This is a genomic window from Fructilactobacillus florum 8D (assembly GCF_000512295.1).
Classification (GTDB): Bacteria; Bacillota; Bacilli; order Lactobacillales; family Lactobacillaceae; genus Fructilactobacillus; species Fructilactobacillus florum.
Genome location: NZ_ALXG01000033.1, coordinates 79703 through 98677, shown reverse-complemented (window position 1 = coordinate 98677; position 18975 = coordinate 79703). Strand labels below are relative to the sequence as shown.

General features: G+C 42.9%; 20 protein-coding genes. 2 read left to right on the top strand and 18 right to left on the bottom strand.

Annotated elements, in window-relative coordinates; translation table 11 throughout:
* Positions 1–51: 51 nt before the first annotated feature.
* The 12 genes from B808_RS04165 to cdaA form a co-directional block, all read right to left on the bottom strand.
* Positions 52–1401, bottom strand: coding sequence for an FAD-dependent oxidoreductase (locus tag B808_RS04165; RefSeq protein ID WP_035422110.1), 1350 nt, complete (start codon positions 1399–1401; stop codon positions 52–54).
* A 125-nt stretch (positions 1402–1526) separates the two neighbouring features.
* Complete coding sequence (locus B808_RS04160; protein WP_035422109.1) at positions 1527–2624, bottom strand: M24 family metallopeptidase; 1098 nt, start codon at positions 2622–2624, stop codon at positions 1527–1529.
* A gap of 61 nt (positions 2625–2685) precedes the next feature.
* Complete coding sequence (locus B808_RS04155; RefSeq protein ID WP_081716739.1) at positions 2686–3342, bottom strand: class A sortase; 657 nt, start codon at positions 3340–3342, stop codon at positions 2686–2688.
* Between the two features lie 76 nt (positions 3343–3418).
* Positions 3419–4822 (bottom strand): MFS transporter, encoded by a 1404-nt coding sequence (locus B808_RS04150; protein WP_035422108.1) that lies wholly within the window; start codon positions 4820–4822, stop codon positions 3419–3421.
* Positions 4823–5023: 201 nt separating this feature from the next.
* Positions 5024–6418 carry an asparagine--tRNA ligase gene (asnS, locus tag B808_RS04145; protein WP_035422106.1) on the bottom strand — a complete coding sequence of 465 codons (1395 nt, stop codon included), beginning with the start codon at positions 6416–6418 and terminating at the stop codon, positions 5024–5026.
* 277 nt (positions 6419–6695) lie between these two features.
* Entirely contained in the window at positions 6696–7742 is a 1047-nt protein-coding gene (locus tag B808_RS04140) for a lactonase family protein (RefSeq protein ID WP_035422104.1), read from the bottom strand.
* Positions 7743–7810: 68 nt separating this feature from the next.
* Entirely contained in the window at positions 7811–8125 is a 315-nt protein-coding gene (locus tag B808_RS04135) for a hypothetical protein (RefSeq protein ID WP_009166913.1), read from the bottom strand.
* Positions 8106–8267 carry a hypothetical protein gene (locus B808_RS06615; RefSeq protein WP_191975715.1) on the bottom strand — a complete coding sequence of 54 codons (162 nt, stop codon included), beginning with the start codon at positions 8265–8267 and terminating at the stop codon, positions 8106–8108. Before B808_RS06615 ends, B808_RS04135 begins: the two co-directional genes overlap by 20 nt.
* 52 nt (positions 8268–8319) lie before the next feature.
* Entirely contained in the window at positions 8320–10137 is a 1818-nt protein-coding gene (gene glmS / locus B808_RS04130) for a glutamine--fructose-6-phosphate transaminase (isomerizing) (RefSeq protein ID WP_009166914.1), read from the bottom strand.
* Positions 10138–10294: 157 nt separating this feature from the next.
* On the bottom strand, positions 10295–11638 hold the full coding sequence (gene glmM / locus B808_RS04125) for a phosphoglucosamine mutase (RefSeq protein WP_035422102.1): 1344 nt from the start codon (positions 11636–11638) through the stop codon (positions 10295–10297).
* An 18-nt stretch (positions 11639–11656) separates the two neighbouring features.
* Entirely contained in the window at positions 11657–12403 is a 747-nt protein-coding gene (locus B808_RS04120) for a CdaR family protein (protein WP_051393809.1), read from the bottom strand.
* Positions 12400–13248 carry a diadenylate cyclase CdaA gene (cdaA, locus tag B808_RS04115; RefSeq protein WP_009166917.1) on the bottom strand — a complete coding sequence of 283 codons (849 nt, stop codon included), beginning with the start codon at positions 13246–13248 and terminating at the stop codon, positions 12400–12402. The genes B808_RS04120 and cdaA overlap by 4 nt, the downstream gene beginning before the upstream one ends.
* A gap of 162 nt (positions 13249–13410) precedes the next feature.
* On the opposite strand from cdaA, the gene B808_RS04110 reads away from it, so the two are divergent.
* Positions 13411–14067: a DUF1361 domain-containing protein gene (locus tag B808_RS04110; protein WP_009166918.1), complete on the top strand. Its 657-nt coding sequence runs from the start codon at positions 13411–13413 to the stop codon at positions 14065–14067.
* 99 nt (positions 14068–14166) lie between these two features.
* Here B808_RS04110 and murB read toward each other — a convergent pair whose 3' ends face one another.
* Positions 14167–15069 carry a UDP-N-acetylmuramate dehydrogenase gene (gene murB / locus B808_RS04105; protein ID WP_009166919.1) on the bottom strand — a complete coding sequence of 301 codons (903 nt, stop codon included), beginning with the start codon at positions 15067–15069 and terminating at the stop codon, positions 14167–14169.
* Positions 15070–15205: 136 nt separating this feature from the next.
* On the opposite strand from murB, the gene B808_RS04100 reads away from it, so the two are divergent.
* Positions 15206–15739: a 3'-5' exonuclease gene (locus B808_RS04100; RefSeq protein ID WP_009166920.1), complete on the top strand. Its 534-nt coding sequence runs from the start codon at positions 15206–15208 to the stop codon at positions 15737–15739.
* A 34-nt stretch (positions 15740–15773) separates the two neighbouring features.
* Here B808_RS04100 and B808_RS04095 read toward each other — a convergent pair whose 3' ends face one another.
* The 5 genes from B808_RS04095 to smpB form a co-directional block, all read right to left on the bottom strand.
* Complete coding sequence (locus tag B808_RS04095) at positions 15774–16268, bottom strand: GNAT family N-acetyltransferase (protein ID WP_054689887.1); 495 nt, start codon at positions 16266–16268, stop codon at positions 15774–15776.
* The gene (gene tsaE, locus B808_RS04090) at positions 16261–16743 is read right to left on the bottom strand and encodes a tRNA (adenosine(37)-N6)-threonylcarbamoyltransferase complex ATPase subunit type 1 TsaE (RefSeq protein ID WP_035422098.1); all 483 of its coding nucleotides are present in this window, start codon (positions 16741–16743) and stop codon (positions 16261–16263) included. Before tsaE ends, B808_RS04095 begins: the two co-directional genes overlap by 8 nt.
* A 4-nt stretch (positions 16744–16747) precedes the next feature.
* Positions 16748–17722, bottom strand: coding sequence for a phosphate acetyltransferase (gene pta / locus B808_RS04085; protein WP_009166923.1), 975 nt, complete (start codon positions 17720–17722; stop codon positions 16748–16750).
* Between the two features lie 10 nt (positions 17723–17732).
* Positions 17733–18425, bottom strand: a complete 693-nt coding sequence (locus tag B808_RS04080) for a uracil-DNA glycosylase (protein ID WP_009166924.1) — start codon at positions 18423–18425, stop codon at positions 17733–17735.
* Between the two features lie 63 nt (positions 18426–18488).
* Positions 18489–18962 carry an SsrA-binding protein SmpB gene (gene smpB, locus B808_RS04075; RefSeq protein ID WP_009166925.1) on the bottom strand — a complete coding sequence of 158 codons (474 nt, stop codon included), beginning with the start codon at positions 18960–18962 and terminating at the stop codon, positions 18489–18491.
* Positions 18963–18975: the final 13 nt, after the last annotated feature.

The window sequence follows — 18975 nt, the reverse complement described above, 5'->3', positions numbered from 1 at the left end:
AAAGACACTCAATTAATTGAGTGTCTTTTTTGCTAAGCGCTTAAATTATGGTTACTTAGCTTCTTTCGCCTGAGCTGCTTGGGCTAAGATGTTCAAATAGTTCAATGGTCGGTCAAACTGTGGCTGGAACAACATATCAACCATTGCTAAATCATCGATAGTATTGTGATTTTGAATGCAGACCGATAGTACATTACCAGATTGCGAAACATCGTATTTACTAGTCAGAGCGCCCCCCAAAATGCGACGGGTATCTGGATCGTAAACCAAGGACATCAAAACTGGTTCCGTGGTCAACATGAACTCGGGACGATAGTTGTCCTCAACGATTACCTGGTGTGCCTTGATTCCTTGCGCTTTTGCAGCAGCCATGTTCAAACCAGTTGAAACGTATGTCCGTCCGTACAACATCAAGCCTGATGAAGATTGCGTACCGAGGTATTTTACCTTATCTTCTGTCAAGTTTTCTCCGATTAGCATTCCCTGTCGTACAGCATTCGTAGCTAACGGAATGTAAGCATTCTTTCCAGTTGGATTGTAGTGTACGGCAGCGCTATCACCAGCGGCAAAGATATCAGGGTTGGAAGAATGCATGTAGTCATCGGTGATAATGGCTCCGTTAGGCATCATTTCCACTTTACCCTTGAGTAACTCGGTGTTGGGTTTAAAACCAATACACAAGATGGCAATATCCGACTTAACGGAACGCTGGTCTTCGGTTTTAACAATGATCCCATCATCAACTTCTTCAAAAGCAGAAACTTTAGTTCCAAGTTCTAATTTAACGCCATTTTGCTGATAATCATCAGCCAAAATGTCAGTAAATTTCTCGTCAAAGTATTTGTAAAGCACCCGATTAGCTCCGTCAATCAAATTAACTTCGTAATCTTGCTTTGAATAAGCCTCTGCTAATTCAGCACCAATGTAACCAGAACCGATCACAGTAATTGATTTTGCTTTAGGTGCCTCTTGGAATAATTTTTGTGCATCATGCCAGTTTTTACACAAGTAAACCCGTTTGCTCTCGATTCCGGGAATCGGTGGAACAATTGGTAAAGAACCAGAAGTCATAATCAATTTATCATACGTATCTTCTGTTTCAGTTCCCGTTTCTAAATTCTTAACCGTCACCTTTTTCTGGTCCGGATCAATCTTTGTAACTAAGTGCTCCATTTGCACATTTGCACCCAAGGATTTTAGTTCTTCGGGGCTAGAATAAAAAAGACCCTTAGGATCGTTATTTTTAATTTCTTTTCCGAGATATAAAGCAATCCCACAAGATAAAAATGAAATATTATCATTTTTTTCATAAATCGTTACTTCGGCATCTGGATGGTTAGCTAACGTTTGTTTCACGGCAAAGGTTCCGGCGTGCGTACAACCCACAGCAATAACTTTCATGATTTCTACCCCTCTCAAATTGAGTGTAATCGTTTACATTTATATCATAGCACGTTGTGAAAAAGCGTACAATAGAATTGCTAGAAATTTAATTATTTTTTTAATCAATATGACCTTATTATTACTTAGCCAAATGTTTGTAGCTGTTTGGCTGTATGCGTAAATGGTTCACAGCCGGCGCTCGTCACCCGCACACAATCTTCGATACGCACTCCTGCCACGCCTGGAATATAAATCCCCGGTTCCAGCGAAAAACACATGTTTTCTTGTAATACTAAATCATTGCCTTCCATGATAGATGGAAATTCATGTTCACTCATCCCAACACCATGCCCTAACCGGTGAATGAAGTATTCACCGTAGCCAGCTTTGATAATTACATCACGAGCAATTTGATCTAATTGAGCTGCCGTAATTCCTGGTCGCACTGCTGCCTGAGCTGCCAATTGGGCTTCTAAACAAACTTCATGAATCGCTTGCTGTTGTTTCGTTGGTTTTCCCACAGCCACAGTTCGACTAGCATCACTAATATATCCTTCATGTACTGTCCCTAAATCAAACAGCACTAGTTCGTTTTCCTGAATCTTGCGAGCACTCGTATCACCATGTGGCTGGGAAGCATGGGATCCAGCCTGGATTAACGTTGGAAAACTCATTTCCATCACGCCCCGTTTTTTCAAACGATATTCAATTTCAGCAGCAACGTCTGCTTCAGAAATCCCTGGCCGCACGGTTTCAAAACCGACTTGAAATGCAAAGTCGGCTTCCTGTCCCGCAGCTCGCAACTTTTCAAGTTCATCAGAGGTTTTAACCAAGCGTAGTTGTTCTACTAACGGGGTCAAATCAAATTCAAAAGTTGCTGCCGGAAATTCTGCTTGCAGCGCTTGCAGCCGCCCCACTGTTAGATTATCCTTCTCAATTGCAAAGTGGTGCAATGCTCGGTGCCGACTACGCAAGTGATCAGCAATCTTTTGAAATGGATGCTCATGATCGAGATAACCTTCCACGGCATAAGGCCACCCTGACTTCTGAATGTCCTCGACCTCAAGCGCTGGCGCAAAAAGGAAGGGATCATCATCGGGAAACACAAATAATGCTAGAACCCGTTCAATCGGATCGCTACCAAATCCAGTAAAATACTGAATGTCCTCAAAGTTACTGATATAAGCTGCATCAACTTCGTGTTGCTGTAGTGATTGCTGTAACTCTTGTAACTTATTCATCTAATCATCCTCCTTTTAAATCTGGTCAAAAGCATAGCACACTACCAAAATTGCTGCTAGGTTACTCAATCAACTTTGCAGTTACAATTAACCGCCGAGTTTCTCCCGGATTACCTGATGCACATGTCACTAAAGTTAAGAGTTTTTGATTTGGATGGTCATCTAAGACCGAAACATCAGTTTCAGGAACAACTTTAATTTGACTAATTTGATAACGGTAATCATGCTTAAGATTCGTAATTGTGACCATCTGCCCTTTTTTAGCTCGAGAAAGCGGTGAAAACAACACGTTTGGATCCTTCATGTGATGGCCTGCCAAGGTATAGTTTCCCTGGCCCATTTTCTGTGACGCTTTCATGGTGCCCGCTCCGATAGTGAGGTTTTGCGTATTTAAGCCTTTAAAGATGGGCAGTTCGATGTTAAGCTCCGGGATTGAAATTTTGCCAATCGCCGCAGTTTGTTTTGCTTTTTGACTTTCTAAAAATGAATCATCAGAGACGGCCTTAACATTCTCATATTTATATTCAGCGCGTTGTTGCTGCCCCCGTTTCACCTCTGCATGAGAGATTTTTTCGACCTTCTGTTGTGATTGATGACTAATCCACCAGCTTTGTAGCTGGGAATTAAACACTAAGCCCAGACCAATCAGCAATAATATCGTGATCAAGAGATCTTTTAATATTCTTCGTACCCAATGATGTTGCTGTTTTCGTTTCATAAGCGCCCTCCAAGCAAAAAAGCCATTGATATTCAATGACTTTGCATTTACTCGTTATCTTAGCATATAACTAGGTTTATTTACTATGATCTTGCGTATTCCGAAGTAATCCGGCAATCAGTAATCCAACCAGCGCAACTCCAAAGAACGTCCAGTACACCGCATGGAAACCAGCCTGATTAGCCGCTGTCAGTGACTTACCAGCTGCCGTTCCCATTTTTGTAAAGTTAACTAGGATCAGGGTCGCAACCGCAACTCCAGTGGAACCAAGTACTTGTCGCACGGTAGTGATGACCGCCGTTCCGTGTGAAATTAACTGAGTTGGGAGCGAATTAGCACCTAACGTAACCGCTGGCATCATGACAAAGGCATTCCCACCCTCAATTAACATAGCAAGCGCAATCATGATCCAAATCTGGTGAATCGTTAATAGGGCTAATAAGCCCCAACCAATTACAATCATCAACATTCCAATCAACATCGTTGGTTTGAAACCGATTTTATCGGCTAGTGTCCCAGTAATTGGATTTAAAATACTCAATAGCGCCGCACCAGGAACTAACGCCATACCAGAAATGAAGGGAGTAACGCCCAGTACATCTTGATAGTAAAGTGGGAAAATGATGGTCACTACAATCAGCGAAATATATGAAAATCCAGTTAGTAAGACTGCTAAATCATAATTAAAAACCTTCATCACCCGTAAATCTAGTAATGGATTACTAATCGATAACTGGCGACGCACAAAGAGCGTTAGCAAAATTAGCGAACCAAGCATAATTATTAGTAGTACCGCCCCGTTAGCTTCTAATTTGCCAATCTCCGTAATGCAATACAGTACTCCAATCAAACCAAGCGAGTAGCAAATCGATAACCAATCTAACTTAGTGGCAATTCGAGGCATCACGTCGCGCATGACCAAGAATGAAACACCTAAAATCAAGGTGATCACCACCATAAAAAAGACAAATAATCCCCGCCACGTCGTGTAATTCAACACAATCCCAGAAATAATTGGGCCACATGCTAGGGCCGATCCCATCACTAAACCAGCAATCCCCATGATGGTCCCACGCTTTTCTTCTGGCGTAATCTCTAATAAAACGGTCTGATAGGAAGGAAATAAGACACCAACGGCCATTGCTTCCATCACTCTTCCCACCAGCATTACCCAAAAAGTGGGAGCTGCCAAAATAATCAAAGTTCCGACATCAAAGAGTACTAAAACACTAATAAACAAGGTTTTAAAGCTCAAGTTGTTCAAGAGCCAGGGACTAATCGGCATCGTAATACACATTACAATCATAAAACCAGTGGTTAACCACTGAACCGTATCTGCAGAAATCCCAAAATAATTAATAAGCGTCGGATAAGCCGTTGATAATGACGACTGACTAATCGACATCGTAAACGTTCCAATCAGCATTGTAACGATAAACCAAAATCGCCAACCGGAACTCATTGCCTGTTTCGTTTCCATTTACAAGTTCCTTCCTTTTTTGAATTTTTCCAAAGTTAATTATACTCCATGTTGATCTTTAAAAAAAGGAGACTTTATCAATCGCACAATCATTTAGCTTGCAACTAATCATTAAATAATCGTAATCCTGGTAGCCAATTAACCATCAAAAAAGCCCCCTAAAAATGATTTTGGGGGGCTTGTGGTCATCAGTTAACACCTTTAAAATTGAATATTTCCCTGGATTCGTGGAAAGGGAATCACGTCACGAATATTATCCATTCCCGTTACGTACATCAATAACCGCTCAAAGCCAATCCCAAAACCACCATGTTTGGCTGCTCCATAGCGACGAAGGTCAAGATACCACTCATATTCAGATTGAGGTAACCCAAACTCTTTCATTTTGGCTGCTAAAACATCCGTCCGTTCTTCGCGTTCACTACCACCGATCAACTCTCCAATCCGCGGAACTAACAAATCGGCGGCGGCCACCGTCCGTTGATCATCGTTATCGCGCATATAAAATGCCTTGATTCCACGTGGATAATCAGTCACAAAGACGGGACGCTTAAAGATTTCTTCAGCTAAATATTGTTCATGTTCTGCTTTTAAATCAATTCCCCATGCCACTGGGAACTTAAAGTCAACGGGAGCCGCTTGTAACCGTTCAATTGCTTCTGTATAAGTAATCCTAGCAAATGAGTTTTGAAGGGTTGCTTGTAGTCGGGCTAACAATTGGTCATCCACATTATCATTCAAAAATTGGAGATCTGCACTGGCATGTTGTAATAAATATTCAATGACGTATTTCAATAAGGATTCTGATACATCGAGAATATCAACTAGATTAACAAAAGACATCTCTGGTTCAATCATCCAAAACTCAGCAGCATGTCGCTTAGTATGAGAATCTTCAGCCCGAAAAGTTGGACCAAAGGTATACACATTACGAAAGGCCATCGCAAATGCTTCTACCGGTAACTGTCCACTAACCGTTAAATTAGTTTCCTGACCGAAGAAATCCTGGTTAAAATCAAGTTTTTTATCGGCCGTCTTGGGGGGATCATTCGGATCAAGGGTCGTTACCCGAAACATCTCCCCGGCTCCCTCTGTATCACTACTAGTAATGATCGGGGTATTGACATACACAAAATCATGATGTTGTAAATATTCATGAATTGCAAACGCCGCCTGCGAGCGAATCTTAAAAACCGCATAGAAAGTATTCGTGCGAGGGCGCAGATGCGCAATTGTGCGTAAATATTCCCATGAATGTTGTTTTTTTTGTAGCGGATAATCATTGGCAGCAACCCCGGCAGTCGTGATCGTTTGAGCCTGTAGCTCAAACGGTTGCGGAGCTTCTGGGGTTGGCACCAGCTCCCCTGAAATCGTCACTGCCGAAGCAATCGAAAGTTTCGTAATTTCTGTAAAATTTTCAAGCTGACTGGCTTTGGCAATCACTTGTATATTGCGAATGTAAGAACCATCGTTAACTTCTAAAAAAGCAATTTTTTTAGAGGAACGAATAGTTCGAATCCAACCAGAAATTTGAATTTGATGCTGTTTTTGCCCCTCGTTCGTTGTATATAAATCTTTAACTAAAACATTAGCCATTTGCTACTCTCCTTTTTGGATACAAAAAGACCTCATCACTAGGGACGAGGTCTTCGCGGTACCACCCAAAATTGCCTATCAACTGATAAGCCAGCTCAGTTTTTGATAACGGTCAAAAGCCGGCGGTCTAGTTAACCACAACTTCAGGGTGTTTTTCACTCGAAAACTCAGTTCCGCTCGCACTATCCGAAACTCGCTATCATTTGTTAATCGAACTACTATTCCTGATTAGTCATTTTCAAAAGCAAGTGTACTTGATTTATTTATAAAAAGCAACTTAATTTTTCCGTAAAGCGACACAAGTACCCTCTGGGACCTTGAAATTATCCTGTAACATTGTTAACTTACCTGTGTCGCGATTTCTGGCAAATAACGATAAATTATCACTCTCTTGATTGGCCACTACCACGTAACGCTGATCGCAATTAAAGTTAAAATCACGCGGAAATTCACCACCAGTCGAAATTAGTTGCACCTGCTTAACACTACCATCAGGCTGAATCGCAAACACTGCCAACGTATCATTTCCTCGATTGCTAACGTAAACAAAGCGATGGTCTGCAGAGATGTGAATGGCTGCAGCACCATTATGCGTCGTCCAGTCGGTAGGAATCGTCGAAACAACTTGTTGAACCGTTAGCTGCGCCGTTTCCTCATCATAATCCAACACGGCTAATTCGCTACTCAATTCCCCAACTAGGTAAACTTTTCCGAGTTCTTCCACGTAATCGGCATGACGAGGACCAAAACCGGGACTAGTCTGCATTTGGTTAACCAAGTGTAACTTGCCAGTATTATCTAGATCATAGCAATATAAGCGATCGAGTCCTAAATCACAGACTAGCACCCGTTGGTCAAACAATCTATCCGCATAGTGAGGGTGCGGACCATCTGCCTGTTCTGGTTGTGGTCCGACCATTCCCTGATCCTGAACTCGATCAGTCTCTGTCAGGGTCTGATCTGAATTAATTCGATACACCGTAACCACTCCAGAATGATAGTTTGCACTCAGTACTAACTGACGCGTCTCATCCACCGTTACGTATGCCGGACTGCTACCAGGTTCCATCACCTGTTGCAAGCTAGATGCTGGTAGCGTATTACCATCTAACCCCACCAGACCACCATACGGTTCCGCTTGTGAATCATCCCGATTGATAGCATAAATGACATGCTGGTTAGATTCTGCCAGATAAGTCGGTGAACCCGCTTTTCCGACCAGGGTCAGATTTTGCAGTCGTTCTGTTTGCGTATCTAATTCTACTTGATAAATTCCTTCGCTACTTTTTCTCGTATAAGTCCCAATTAAAAATTTTTCCGTCATCAGTTGCCTCCCGCGATCTTTTTTTGATTATTACATAAAGCCAGCGTGTGGTAAAGTTAGCAATTTTACTAACCAATGTGGTTTTCTTTTAAAATCTGGGCAACCTCAGTCTCCATCTCAGGAGTCCGTTTCCATTCCTCAAACTGGGGAGTTTGCTCCGTTGGCATTGTAAAGTTAGCGTTCAGATAGTGCTCATATTTTTGGACGTGAATTGAGTGCGGGATGTTTAACTGTAGAATTCGAACCTGTTGCAACTGTTTGCGCTCCACCGCTAACTCAGCTCGCCCATTTTGAACCATATTACTGATTTCTAAATACTTAGACCCATCCAACCGGGTGATTTCTTCAATCAAGGTCAAGGTTTCATGACTTTTTAGTGACATACTGATTTCTCCCGTTGCTGTTTTTTCCTACAGATGCTCCCCGACGTTTAGCACTCAGGCGATTCTGCTGATCTTTGAATTTTTCCCACGTGCTCTCCTTGCGATCATGCTTCATAAACTTCGTTTTTTTGGTGTATTTCATGGTTACTACTTCCTAAACGAAAAAAGAATTGCACTAACAATTCTTTTCATAATTATTCTACCGTCACACTTTTTGCAAGATTTCTTGGCAAATCAACATTAAGTCCCTTATTAAGACTGGTATAGTATGCCAATAATTGAGCGGGCAAAACACTTAAAAGTGGTGTTAATAATTCGTCAACATCAGGGATCACAAATGTATCCCCTGCTTCTGAGAGACCTGCTCGCGCAATTACAAACGTCTTCGCTCCCCGCGCCTCCGTCTCAGCCAGATTACTTCGAGTTAAGCTGGCAGTCCGACTAGCAGTAATAATCCCAATCACTGGCGTGCCGGCTTCAATCAAAGCAATCGTTCCGTGCTTCAGTTCTCCGGATGCAAAACCTTCTGCGTGTACATACGAAATTTCCTTTAATTTGAGCGCCGCTTCGATAGAGACCGTATAATCAATGCCTCGTCCGATATAGAAGGCCTGCTGAGCGTTAACAAAAGCGTCTTGGGCTACTTTTTCAATCTGAGCCTTTTCATCAACAATCATTTGCATCCCCTGTGCTACCAATGCAAGTTGTTGTTTCAGATTAAATTGACGTGCAACTGCACGATTAAGGTGTTCTCCGACTGCCTTAGCTAAAATGGCTTCTAAGGCAATTTGGGCAGTGTAAGCCTTGGTTGAGGCAACTGAAATTTCAGGCCCAGCATCTAATAGTAGCGTGAAAGTTGCCTCCCTGGAAAGCGTTGAATTGGCAACGTTTGTAATCGTTAAGCTTGGATAGTGCTGTTGGTTAACATTTACCAATACTTGGCGACTATCTGCAGTTTCTCCACTTTGGGATAGGAAGATAAAGAAGGGATGCTCAGAAAGTAAGGGTTCATCATACGCAAACTCAGAAGCCACCCGAACCTCCGTTGGAATCCCGGTCAACCGTTCTAACTGCATTTTCCCGACTAAACCAGCATGGTAGCTTGTCCCTGCTCCCACTAAGTAGATTCGATCGGCATTTGCCATTGCTTTCAGTAGGTTTGGGTCAAGGACTGTTTGTCCATCTTGACTAAGGTATTTAGCGGAAAGACGTCGCATCACGTTGGGCTGCTCATCGATCTCTTTCAACATGTAATAAGGATATGTTCCTTTATCAGAAGCACTTGGATCAACATTGACCGTAAATTCCCGGCGAGTAACCAGTTGCCGCTTTGAATCATAGATTTGCAGCTGGTCAGCTTTAACCACACAAACATCTCCGTCTTCAATTTCCACAAATTGATGCGTTACATCCAGCATCGCAATCGAATCAGAACAAATCACATTACAATCGGTTCCCCGTCCAATTAACAGTGGGCTCTTGTTTTTCGCCACATAAAGAGCCGTTGGGTCTTTTCGATCCATCATTACCATTGCATACGATGAATCTTTCAACAAACTAATTACCTTAAAAAAAGCATCTGTAGTTGATAGGTGATCGATCGTCACAAACTTGTCAACCAACTGTACAACCACTTCGGTATCAGTCTGACTTTTAAAACTCACTCCTTGTAGGTACTGATCTTTGAGCTCCTGAAAATTTTCAATCACTCCATTATGTACCAGATAAAATCGTTCATCGTCAGAATACTGCGGATGCGCATTTTCAACCGTAACGCCACCATGCGTTGCCCAGCGCGTATGACCAATCCCAGTAGAACCTTGATCAGCAGCAGTGAGTTTTTTTTGTAAATCATTAATACTACCAGTAGTTTTAACTAGATGAGTCTGTTGATCAGCCGTTTCAACAAAGATTCCCGCAGAATCATAGCCCCGGTACTGTAATTTTTCCAGTCCCTGCACTAAAATATCAGTCGCCTTTGGATTGCCGACAACGCCTACTACTCCACACATAATTGTATCCTCATTTCAAATTGGTATAGATGTATATTCTAATTTTTAAGTTTAACAACCACTATAATGGTAGTATTTTGTGAGATTGTTGTCAAACATTTTGCCAAATTGGTCTACTGGTTAAAAAAGAACAGTTAAAAAACTGTTCTCCAAAAAGCTAATTTAATTGTTTAACCACCTGTGCGATTTTTTCAGCGTACTGTTGACTTTCCTCTTGAGTTGGCGCCTCAACCATAACCCGCAGTAATGGTTCCGTCCCACTCGGGCGAACCAAAACCCGACCATTACCATTCATTTCAGTTTCAACCTGATCAATTGCTTGTTGGACCTCTGGATGGTGCAGGGCTTGTTCTTTATCAGTAACCGTCACGTTTACTAAACTTTGAGGATATTTTTGTACTTCGGCTGCCAGTTCAGATAGGGATTTACCCGTTTCTTTCATGATGGACATTAATTGCAAGCTGGTCAGCATTCCGTCGCCTGTAGTATTAAAGTCAAGGAAAACAATGTGTCCTGACTGCTCCCCACCTAAGTTATATCCATCAGCTTTCATCGCCTCGACTACGTAACGATCACCAACTTTAGTTTTGACACTTTGCAAACCATGGGCTTCCATGGCTTTATACATACCGAGATTGCTCATTACCGTAGTCACAATGGTATCTTGTTTTAGTCGACCATGATCATCAAAATATTTCCCGCAAATGTACATAATCTGGTCGCCATCAACAATGTTTCCCTGCTCATCAACGGCAATGCATCGATCACCATCACCATCAAAAGCAATGCCCAGCTGTGCTCCTTCGGCAACTACCTGCTTTTGTAATTGTTCTGGATGCGTGGATCCAACCTGCTGGTTAATGTTGATCCCATCGGGAGTCGTGGCATTGGTCGTAAAATCAAGATCAACATCAGCGTACAAACGAGGAACAAGCGCACTGGCAGCCCCGTTAGCTGCATCAACACACACTTTGAGACCCTTAAGATTATCTGGAATTGTCTGGGCTAGAAAATGTAAATATTTTTGTCCAGCTTCCGTATAATTATCGGCAACTCCCAATCCGGTCGCAGCCGGACGCGGTAAATCATCCGTGGGACTCTCTAACATCGCTTCAATGTCTGCTTCAATCTCATCTGATAGCTTATAACCATCTCCACCAAAAAACTTAATACCGTTGTATTTTGCCGGATTATGTGATGCGGTAATCATTACTCCTGCATCAGCATTTTGATCCCGAACGAGATAAGCAACTCCTGGAGTCGTGATGATTCCTAACCGAATAACCTCGATTCCAACCGATAGTAATCCAGCGACTAAAGCATCTTCAAGCATCTGTCCGGAAATTCGGGTATCTCGAGAGACCAACACTCGGGGCTGGTGGTCAGTGGCACTCCGCTTAGTCAGTGCATATCCTCCCGTTCGTCCGGCTCGAAAAGCCAGTTCGGGCGTTAAATCCTGATTGGCAATTCCACGAATTCCATCTGTTCCAAAATACTTCATAGTTGCTCTCCATTCGAATTATTGTTCATTTTTTTCAGCTTGTTTGGGGACTTCTGTGGTTTGATCATCCTTAGCGATTTCAAGTTTCACCTTGGTCGTCGAGGGCGAGATCACAACGTTCACCGTTTTTCCATGAAGATCTTGGGCATCAATTACCGCCGTCGTCCGCGTTGTTTTATTAATTGGTTTTTGAAGGTTAACCTGTGCTACCACTTGCTTAATCCGTTCGATTTCATCGATCGGTCCCGTGATATGAACTTGCTGGACCTGCTGGCTGGTTTTTACAACGTGATGTCCCGTGGCAATTTGATTTTTATCATAGGCAGGTTTAACCGCATAGGTTTTGGTTGCTCGTTTTTGCAAGTTAATTTTAATTTTATCTGGATTAATTTTAGCATTAATCTCTGAATTAAGCCCAGCTGGTTGCAGTTTAACAACATGCTTTCCTGGTGTCAAACCAACTAAATTGGCATTAACTTTAAAGTTTTGGGTGTTGGCAGTCGTTGTCACCAAAGCTGCTGGCCCTTGAAGAGTTACCTTGACTTTGTCTGGATAGCCAATCACAAAGTAGTGGTCGGAATTTACGTTTAATTGCAATGGTACCTCCACCGTTTTCCGAGTCACTGCAGAAATCTTTCTGCTCGTTTGGCTCGGGGTATGATAGGTATTTCCTAACTTATCATCATGTACCATAAAAAACAGACCCATTACAATTAAGAAAGATACAATCAATGCAAAGGTCTTGCTATCATAAAAATGCTTCATTGCTTATCACCCCGAAAATGAGTGTGGACAAAATCAACGGCCTCTGCCAGCAGCGAACGATGGGGTTTTTGCGCTTTTCGAATCAGTTGACTACGCAAATATTTTAGATAATCAGCTTGCGTCATGCCACGCAATAATTCGTTGTTTCGCGTAATTGAAACCTCTCCCGTCTCTTCTGAAATTACAATGGTAATCGCATCCGTCACCTCAGAAATACCAACTGCTGCTCGATGTCGCGTTCCAAGTTCCTTTGGAATTAAATTGCTTTGAGAAAGTGGCAAATAGGCTGCGGCCGCCGCCACCCGACCGTCTTGAATAATCACTGCGCCATCGTGTAGTGGGGTATTCGGGATAAAAACGTTGATCAAAAGCTGACTTGAAATATCAGCATCCAATGGAATCCCGGTTTCGATATACTCTTCTAACCCGGTTTTCATCTGGATCGCTATCAAGGCCCCAATCCGTCGTTTTGACATATATTGAATCGCACTATCCAAAGCTTGAATCATTTTTTCCGTCTGAACCTGTTCTTGTTGCAACTGATTAAACACGGAGCGTTGTCCTAATTTCTCTAAGCCTCGTCTGATTTCAGGCTGAAAAATCACGATACAGCCAATAACTCCCCAATTAATCACTTGATCCAAGATCCATGAGGTCATAGTGAGTCCTAGATACCAGCTTGCTACCCGCGCCAGAATTAAAATAATAATTCCGCGCAACAGCTGAATTGAACGGGTTCCGCGCAGCAACATAATTAGTTCATAAATTAAAATCCAGACTACTAAAATATCAATCAAATTGCTTAAGTTATGTAGTGTCAGGAGTCGATCCCATGCAATTCCCATTCCAAAGTTTCCTTTCAACTAGTTTCTCAGTTCATTATAGCACGCCCGACCCATCGATTTATAGGTGAGTGAGCGAGCTCAATCAGAATAAATTAGATAAAATGATAGTTTTTTATTAACTTTTGCGGTTTAATTTAAGTAAAACATCATGAGGTGCTGAAAATGACAATTAGCAAAAAGTGGCAGATCCGAATTTTCTTTCTTATCTGGCTCATTTTTATCAAACTGTTTATTAGAGAGTCATTGTTTGGATTTCTGTTGCTAAATACGTTTCTAGGTTACATTCCAATCGAACTGAGTTTTCACATTAAAACCAATTCCAAACAACAATCAGCGCTGGTCTTTTGGCCCCTAACCATTGTTTGGCTGTTATTCTATCCTAATGCTCCATACATCCTAACTGATCTCCTACACCTATCCTGGTTGAATCCAAATGATTTAAACGGGATGTTAAAACTTGATGGTCACATCTGGTTCTTATATACTTGCTTGCTAATTAGTGCTCTCACCTGTGCCTTTATCGGTTTCTGGGGATTACTCCATGTTGCTCGCTCACTGGACAATCGCTTGCACTTAAGCTCAGAGCTATTTGGCTTTCTTACCACCTGTGGTTTGATCTTTCTAACTTCAATTGGACTTTATATTGGTCGTTTTCTGAGAGTTCATACGGTTTATTTAATTATCAAGCCAAAATTTTACGTCGACCTCTTTCTTAACATGTGGAACCGGCAAATGATTATTTTCGTCATCATGATGACCATTATTCAACTAGTAATTTACTGGATCTATACTCTCATTACCGCTGCCCAACAAGATTAATTTGCTTAAAGAAGAGCCGTCTGACTGGAGATTAATCCCAGTGAGACGGCTCTATTAGTTTTTTAAATTTAACTATCGGAGCAGCTCAAATCACGAGTGCTACTCTGGTTCTACACCAATCACGCGGACTTCTGTTTCTAACTTCACCCCAGTCTGGTTATAGACGGTCTGTTGGACATGCGCAATCACGTTCAGATAATCTGTGGCAGTTGCTTGGTTAACATTCACAATAAAACCTGCGTGCTTTCGTGATACCGCAGCTCCTCCCGACTGATATCCTTGTAATCCAGCTTCGTGAATAAGTTTTCCCGCAAAATACCCCTTCGGACGCTTAAAAACACTGCCACATGAAGGATACTCGAGTGGTTGTTTTGATTTTCGCAAATAATTTAGGTGATCCATTTCTTGCTGAATCAAGTTCCGAATTCCTGACCACAAGCGAAAGGTTGCTTGCAAAACCACCATTTGCGAGGCTTGCACTGCACTGTGGCGATATGAAAAATCTAATTCGGCATTGTCTAATCGCTTAAGTTCGCCCTGTTCAGTCAACACCAGAGCACTTTCTAACACTTGTGCGGTTTCACCACCATAAGCTCCCGCATTCATGTAGACCCCTCCACCAACACTTCCGGGAATCCCTGCGGCAAATTCTAATCCAGTCAATCCTGCTCGTTGCGCCGCCTTAGTAGCTGCAATGTAAGCAGCCCCTGCATCAGCTATCACCCGTTCATCAGTAGTTTTAATCTGATCCATCTTGGTTAAGATCATGGTTAACCCCCGAATGCCACCATCTCTAACAATCAAATTGCTGGCGTTTCCCAGGACGGTCACTGGCAGTTCCAAGTTTCGTGCAGTTTCTATGAGTTGCTGAGTTTCCGCAACCGAACGCGGAAACGCTAAAAAATCAGCTGGACCACCAGTTTTGGTCCACGAGTAATGTGATAACGGCTCATCTTTTAAAATCTTAATTGTGGGTAGTAAGGTCGCGATATCTGTTGTCATTGTCATTAGTTCCTTTCACGCATTACCCCTATTTTAGCACGCGGACCCCATGAAAACCACGAAATCATGATATACTAAAAGCAACTTGACCAACTTAATTGTCTATTAAACTATCTGCCTAAGGGGGCCTTTAATCGTGAACTTCGTTGCTATTGACTTTGAAACAGCAGCTGGGCAACGGGCCAGTGCTTGTTCGATCGCCCTAACCGTTGTCCGTCAAGATCAGATTGTCGATGAATTTTATTCATTGATTAATCCAGAGCAAGAGTTTTTCTGGCGCAACGTTCAGATTCATGGCATTCACGCAACTGACGTAGCTACAGCACCAACATTCCCCGCCGTCTGGGAGATTATTCGCCCGCTTTTTCGACCGGATCGGCTAATCGTTGCCCATAACAATCGCTTTGATAACAGTGTCTTGACTAGCAGTCTAAAACGCTATCACTTGCCAGCCGTTCACTATCAAACCATTGACACCGTGCAGACCTCTCAGAAATTTTATCCTGAACTTCCAAATCATAAACTAGACACCGTCAGCAAGCACTTAGGAATCGAGTTACACCACCATCATAACGCCCTTGATGATAGTCGAGCTTGTGCCAAAATCTTATTAGAAGAAGAACACCAGTTTAGCAGCCCGACGCTGGCCACTTTCATCACCAATATCTAAATCACGATCCTGGTTTCCAATTGCAAAGTCCTAATTAGCGAACTTTCTTTGCTTGGTTCCCACTGGATCGTTTTTTTATTTGCATCACGACCGTGGTAGGCGTGCTTTGCGTAATTTGAAATCCAAATTTTTCGTAAAGATGCCGAGCAGTCTGATTACTTCGATAAACCTCTAGCCAAACAGAAGTAAGCATGCTTTGGGAAAAAAACCAATCGAGCGCGGTCGCCATCAACGCCGTTCCAATGCCAAGTTGCTGATCAACCGCCCGGACTGCAATGCCCAGCTCACCGCTGGTAGGAGTAGTCGCCACAATTGAAACTAGCCCAACAAACTGATCTGAGCACTTGGCCACGATCAATACCGCCCTGCTAGAATATTTAATGGTTTGTAAATCAGCCGCTAGTTGCGCTACTGACTGGTTCAGATTAGCCACTCGAAATTGGGAAGTTTCTGCTGTAAGTTGTTTAAGTAAACTCAATACTGCTACTGCATCGTTGGCATCGGCGGCGCGCAACGTAACTTCACTCATCAGCTGGTCGTTTTAAAGTCGCAACTAGCTGGACAAACAAGGTTCCATGCGCAGTCAAGGTTACAGTACGGGTCGCTTCGTCTTCCTGATCAGCTCGTTTTAAACTTACCCGCAAGTAATCAGCTGGTAACAAGTCAGCAATCCATTGCGACCACTCGATGACTAATACTCCGTCGCTGTCAAAGTATTCTTCAAGACCCAAATCAGCCCCGCCTCCGTTTTCCAACCGATAAGCATCCATATGATAAAGTGGCAGGCGTCCATCATGGTATTCTCGCATGATTGTAAAGGTCGGGCTCCGAACCAGTTGCTTAATTCCTAAGCCCGTTGCTAATCCTTTCGTAAACGTGGTCTTCCCGGCACCTAAATCCCCATCAAGTAAAATAACGGTTCCCTTGGGGAGTCGCTGAGCTAACTGTTCCCCCACTTGTTGAGTTTCCGCAGCACTATGCGTGATAATTTCTTTACTTTCCATCGGATCAGAGTGCCTGAGCGGCCGTAATCAAAGCCACTTTATAGACATCTTCACTATTACAGCCCCGTGATAAGTCAGAAACTGGTTTATTTAGACCCTGCAAAATTGGACCAATTGCTTCAAATCCGCCTAAACGTTGCGCAATTTTATACCCAATGTTCCCTGATTGTAGTTCCGGAAACACAAACACATTAGCCTGCCCCGCAACGGGTGAATCAGGTGCTTTTTGTGCTGCAACCGTTGGTACAAAGGCTGCATCAAATTGTAATTCACCATCAACTGGAAAATCTGGGTGTGCTGCTTGAGCTGCCCGCGTTGCTTGTTGCACTTTTTCAACGGCTGCTCCTGCTGCCGAACCAGCGGTAGAAAAACTCAAAAGGGCTACCTTGGGATCAATGCCAAAGAGTCGAGCTGTTTCTCCACTTTGTAAAGCAATTTCTGCTAACTGTTCTGCAGTTGGATCAATATTAATTGCTGCATCTGCAAATAAGTAGCGTTGGTTATTGCGTTGCATGACAAATGAACCACTAATCAATTGCACCCCTGGCTTCGTTTTAATAATCTGAAGCGCTGGTCGCACCGTCTCACCAGTTGCATGGACTGCCCCAGAAACCATCCCATCGACATCGCCTCGATAAACCATCGTCGTTCCATAATAATTAGCATCTTTTAACCACTCTAAGGCTTGCATGGCATCCGTCTTTCCGGAACGCCGATCAACAATTGACTGTACCATTGCTTGTAATTGCTCTGCGTCAGTAGTTTCTGGATCGATTAACTTGATTCCGGTTAAGTCAAAATTGCCATTTGCAGCAGCTTGCTGAATCTCAGCTGTTTTTCCCAATAATACTGGCAGCGCTAGCTGTTCCTGCTGTAGGCGACTGGCTGCTTCAATGATGCGAGGATCGTTCCCCTCTGGAAACACCAACTTAATTTCACGACCATGTAATTTGTTTTGTAGTCCTGCAAATAAATCCATACTATTTCTCCTATGATTGCTTAGTAATCGTTGCTGGCAGTTGCCAATTAATCGGGGTTTCCCCCATTGCAGTCAGCGCGGCGTTTGTTTTTGAAAAGGGGCGGGAGCCAAAGAAACCACGATTAGCTGATAGCGGACTAGGGTGCGCCGATTGAATGACGACATTGGTTTTTGTATCAATTAGTTTGATCTTAGCACGTGCCGCTCGTCCCCATAAAATGAAGACTACCGGTTCAGCTCGTTGTGACAATTTGGCAATCGCATAGTCAGTCAGTGCTTCCCAGCCATGATTGCGATGAGAATAGGCTTGTCCCTGACGAACGGTGAGTACCGAATTTAAGAGGAGCACTCCTTGTTCCGCCCAACTTTTTAGATAACCATGCTGAACGGGCTTAATCCCCAAATCATGTTCAAGTTCGAGATAAATATTGCGCAACGATGGCGGGATTGAAACTCCCGGTGCCACAGCAAAGCTAAGCCCAATTGCTTGTTGTGGTTCATGATAGGGGTCCTGCCCCAAGATAACTACCTTTGTTTTACTAAAGGGTGTCCACTCAAACGCTTGAAAGATATGTTGCATAGCTGGATAAACCTGGTGCTGATTATACTCAGTAACCAAAAAACGCCGGAGTTCTTGATAATATGGCTTTTCAAATTCCGGCTCGAGCACCGGCCACCAGTCGTTAGCAATAAATTGTTTCATGATTTCACCTCGTGCATATTTTATCATATCAAAAGAAAAAGCAGTGCGAGTTTCCGCATCTGCTCAATAATGTTTCATAACACGCTCAATTTGTCTTTCTTGATCACGCTTTTTAAGCGTTTCTCGTTTGTCATAGACATGTTTTCCTTTGGCAACTCCAATTAAAACCTTTGCAAAATTGTGCTTGAGGTATACTTTTAACGGAACCACTGTTACACCCTTAGTTTGAACCGCTGTTGCCAACCGCTTCAACTCCTGCTTGTGTAAGAGTAGCTTTCTTCGCCGGAGCGGGTCATGGTTAAACTGATTTCCTTCGGTGTACTCATTAATGTGAACATTCATTAAATAAGCTTCCCCAGCCCGCACTGCGACAAACCCATCTTTAAGATTTAAACGTCGATTACGAACTGATTTGATCTCAGTTCCAGTCAGCGCAATTCCGGCTTCATAGGTCTGTTCGATAAAATAATCATGTCGCGCTTTGCGATTGGTTGCCATCACATTGGTGTCTGCCTGATTGTGACGTTTTTTCGCCATTCCAATTCACCCT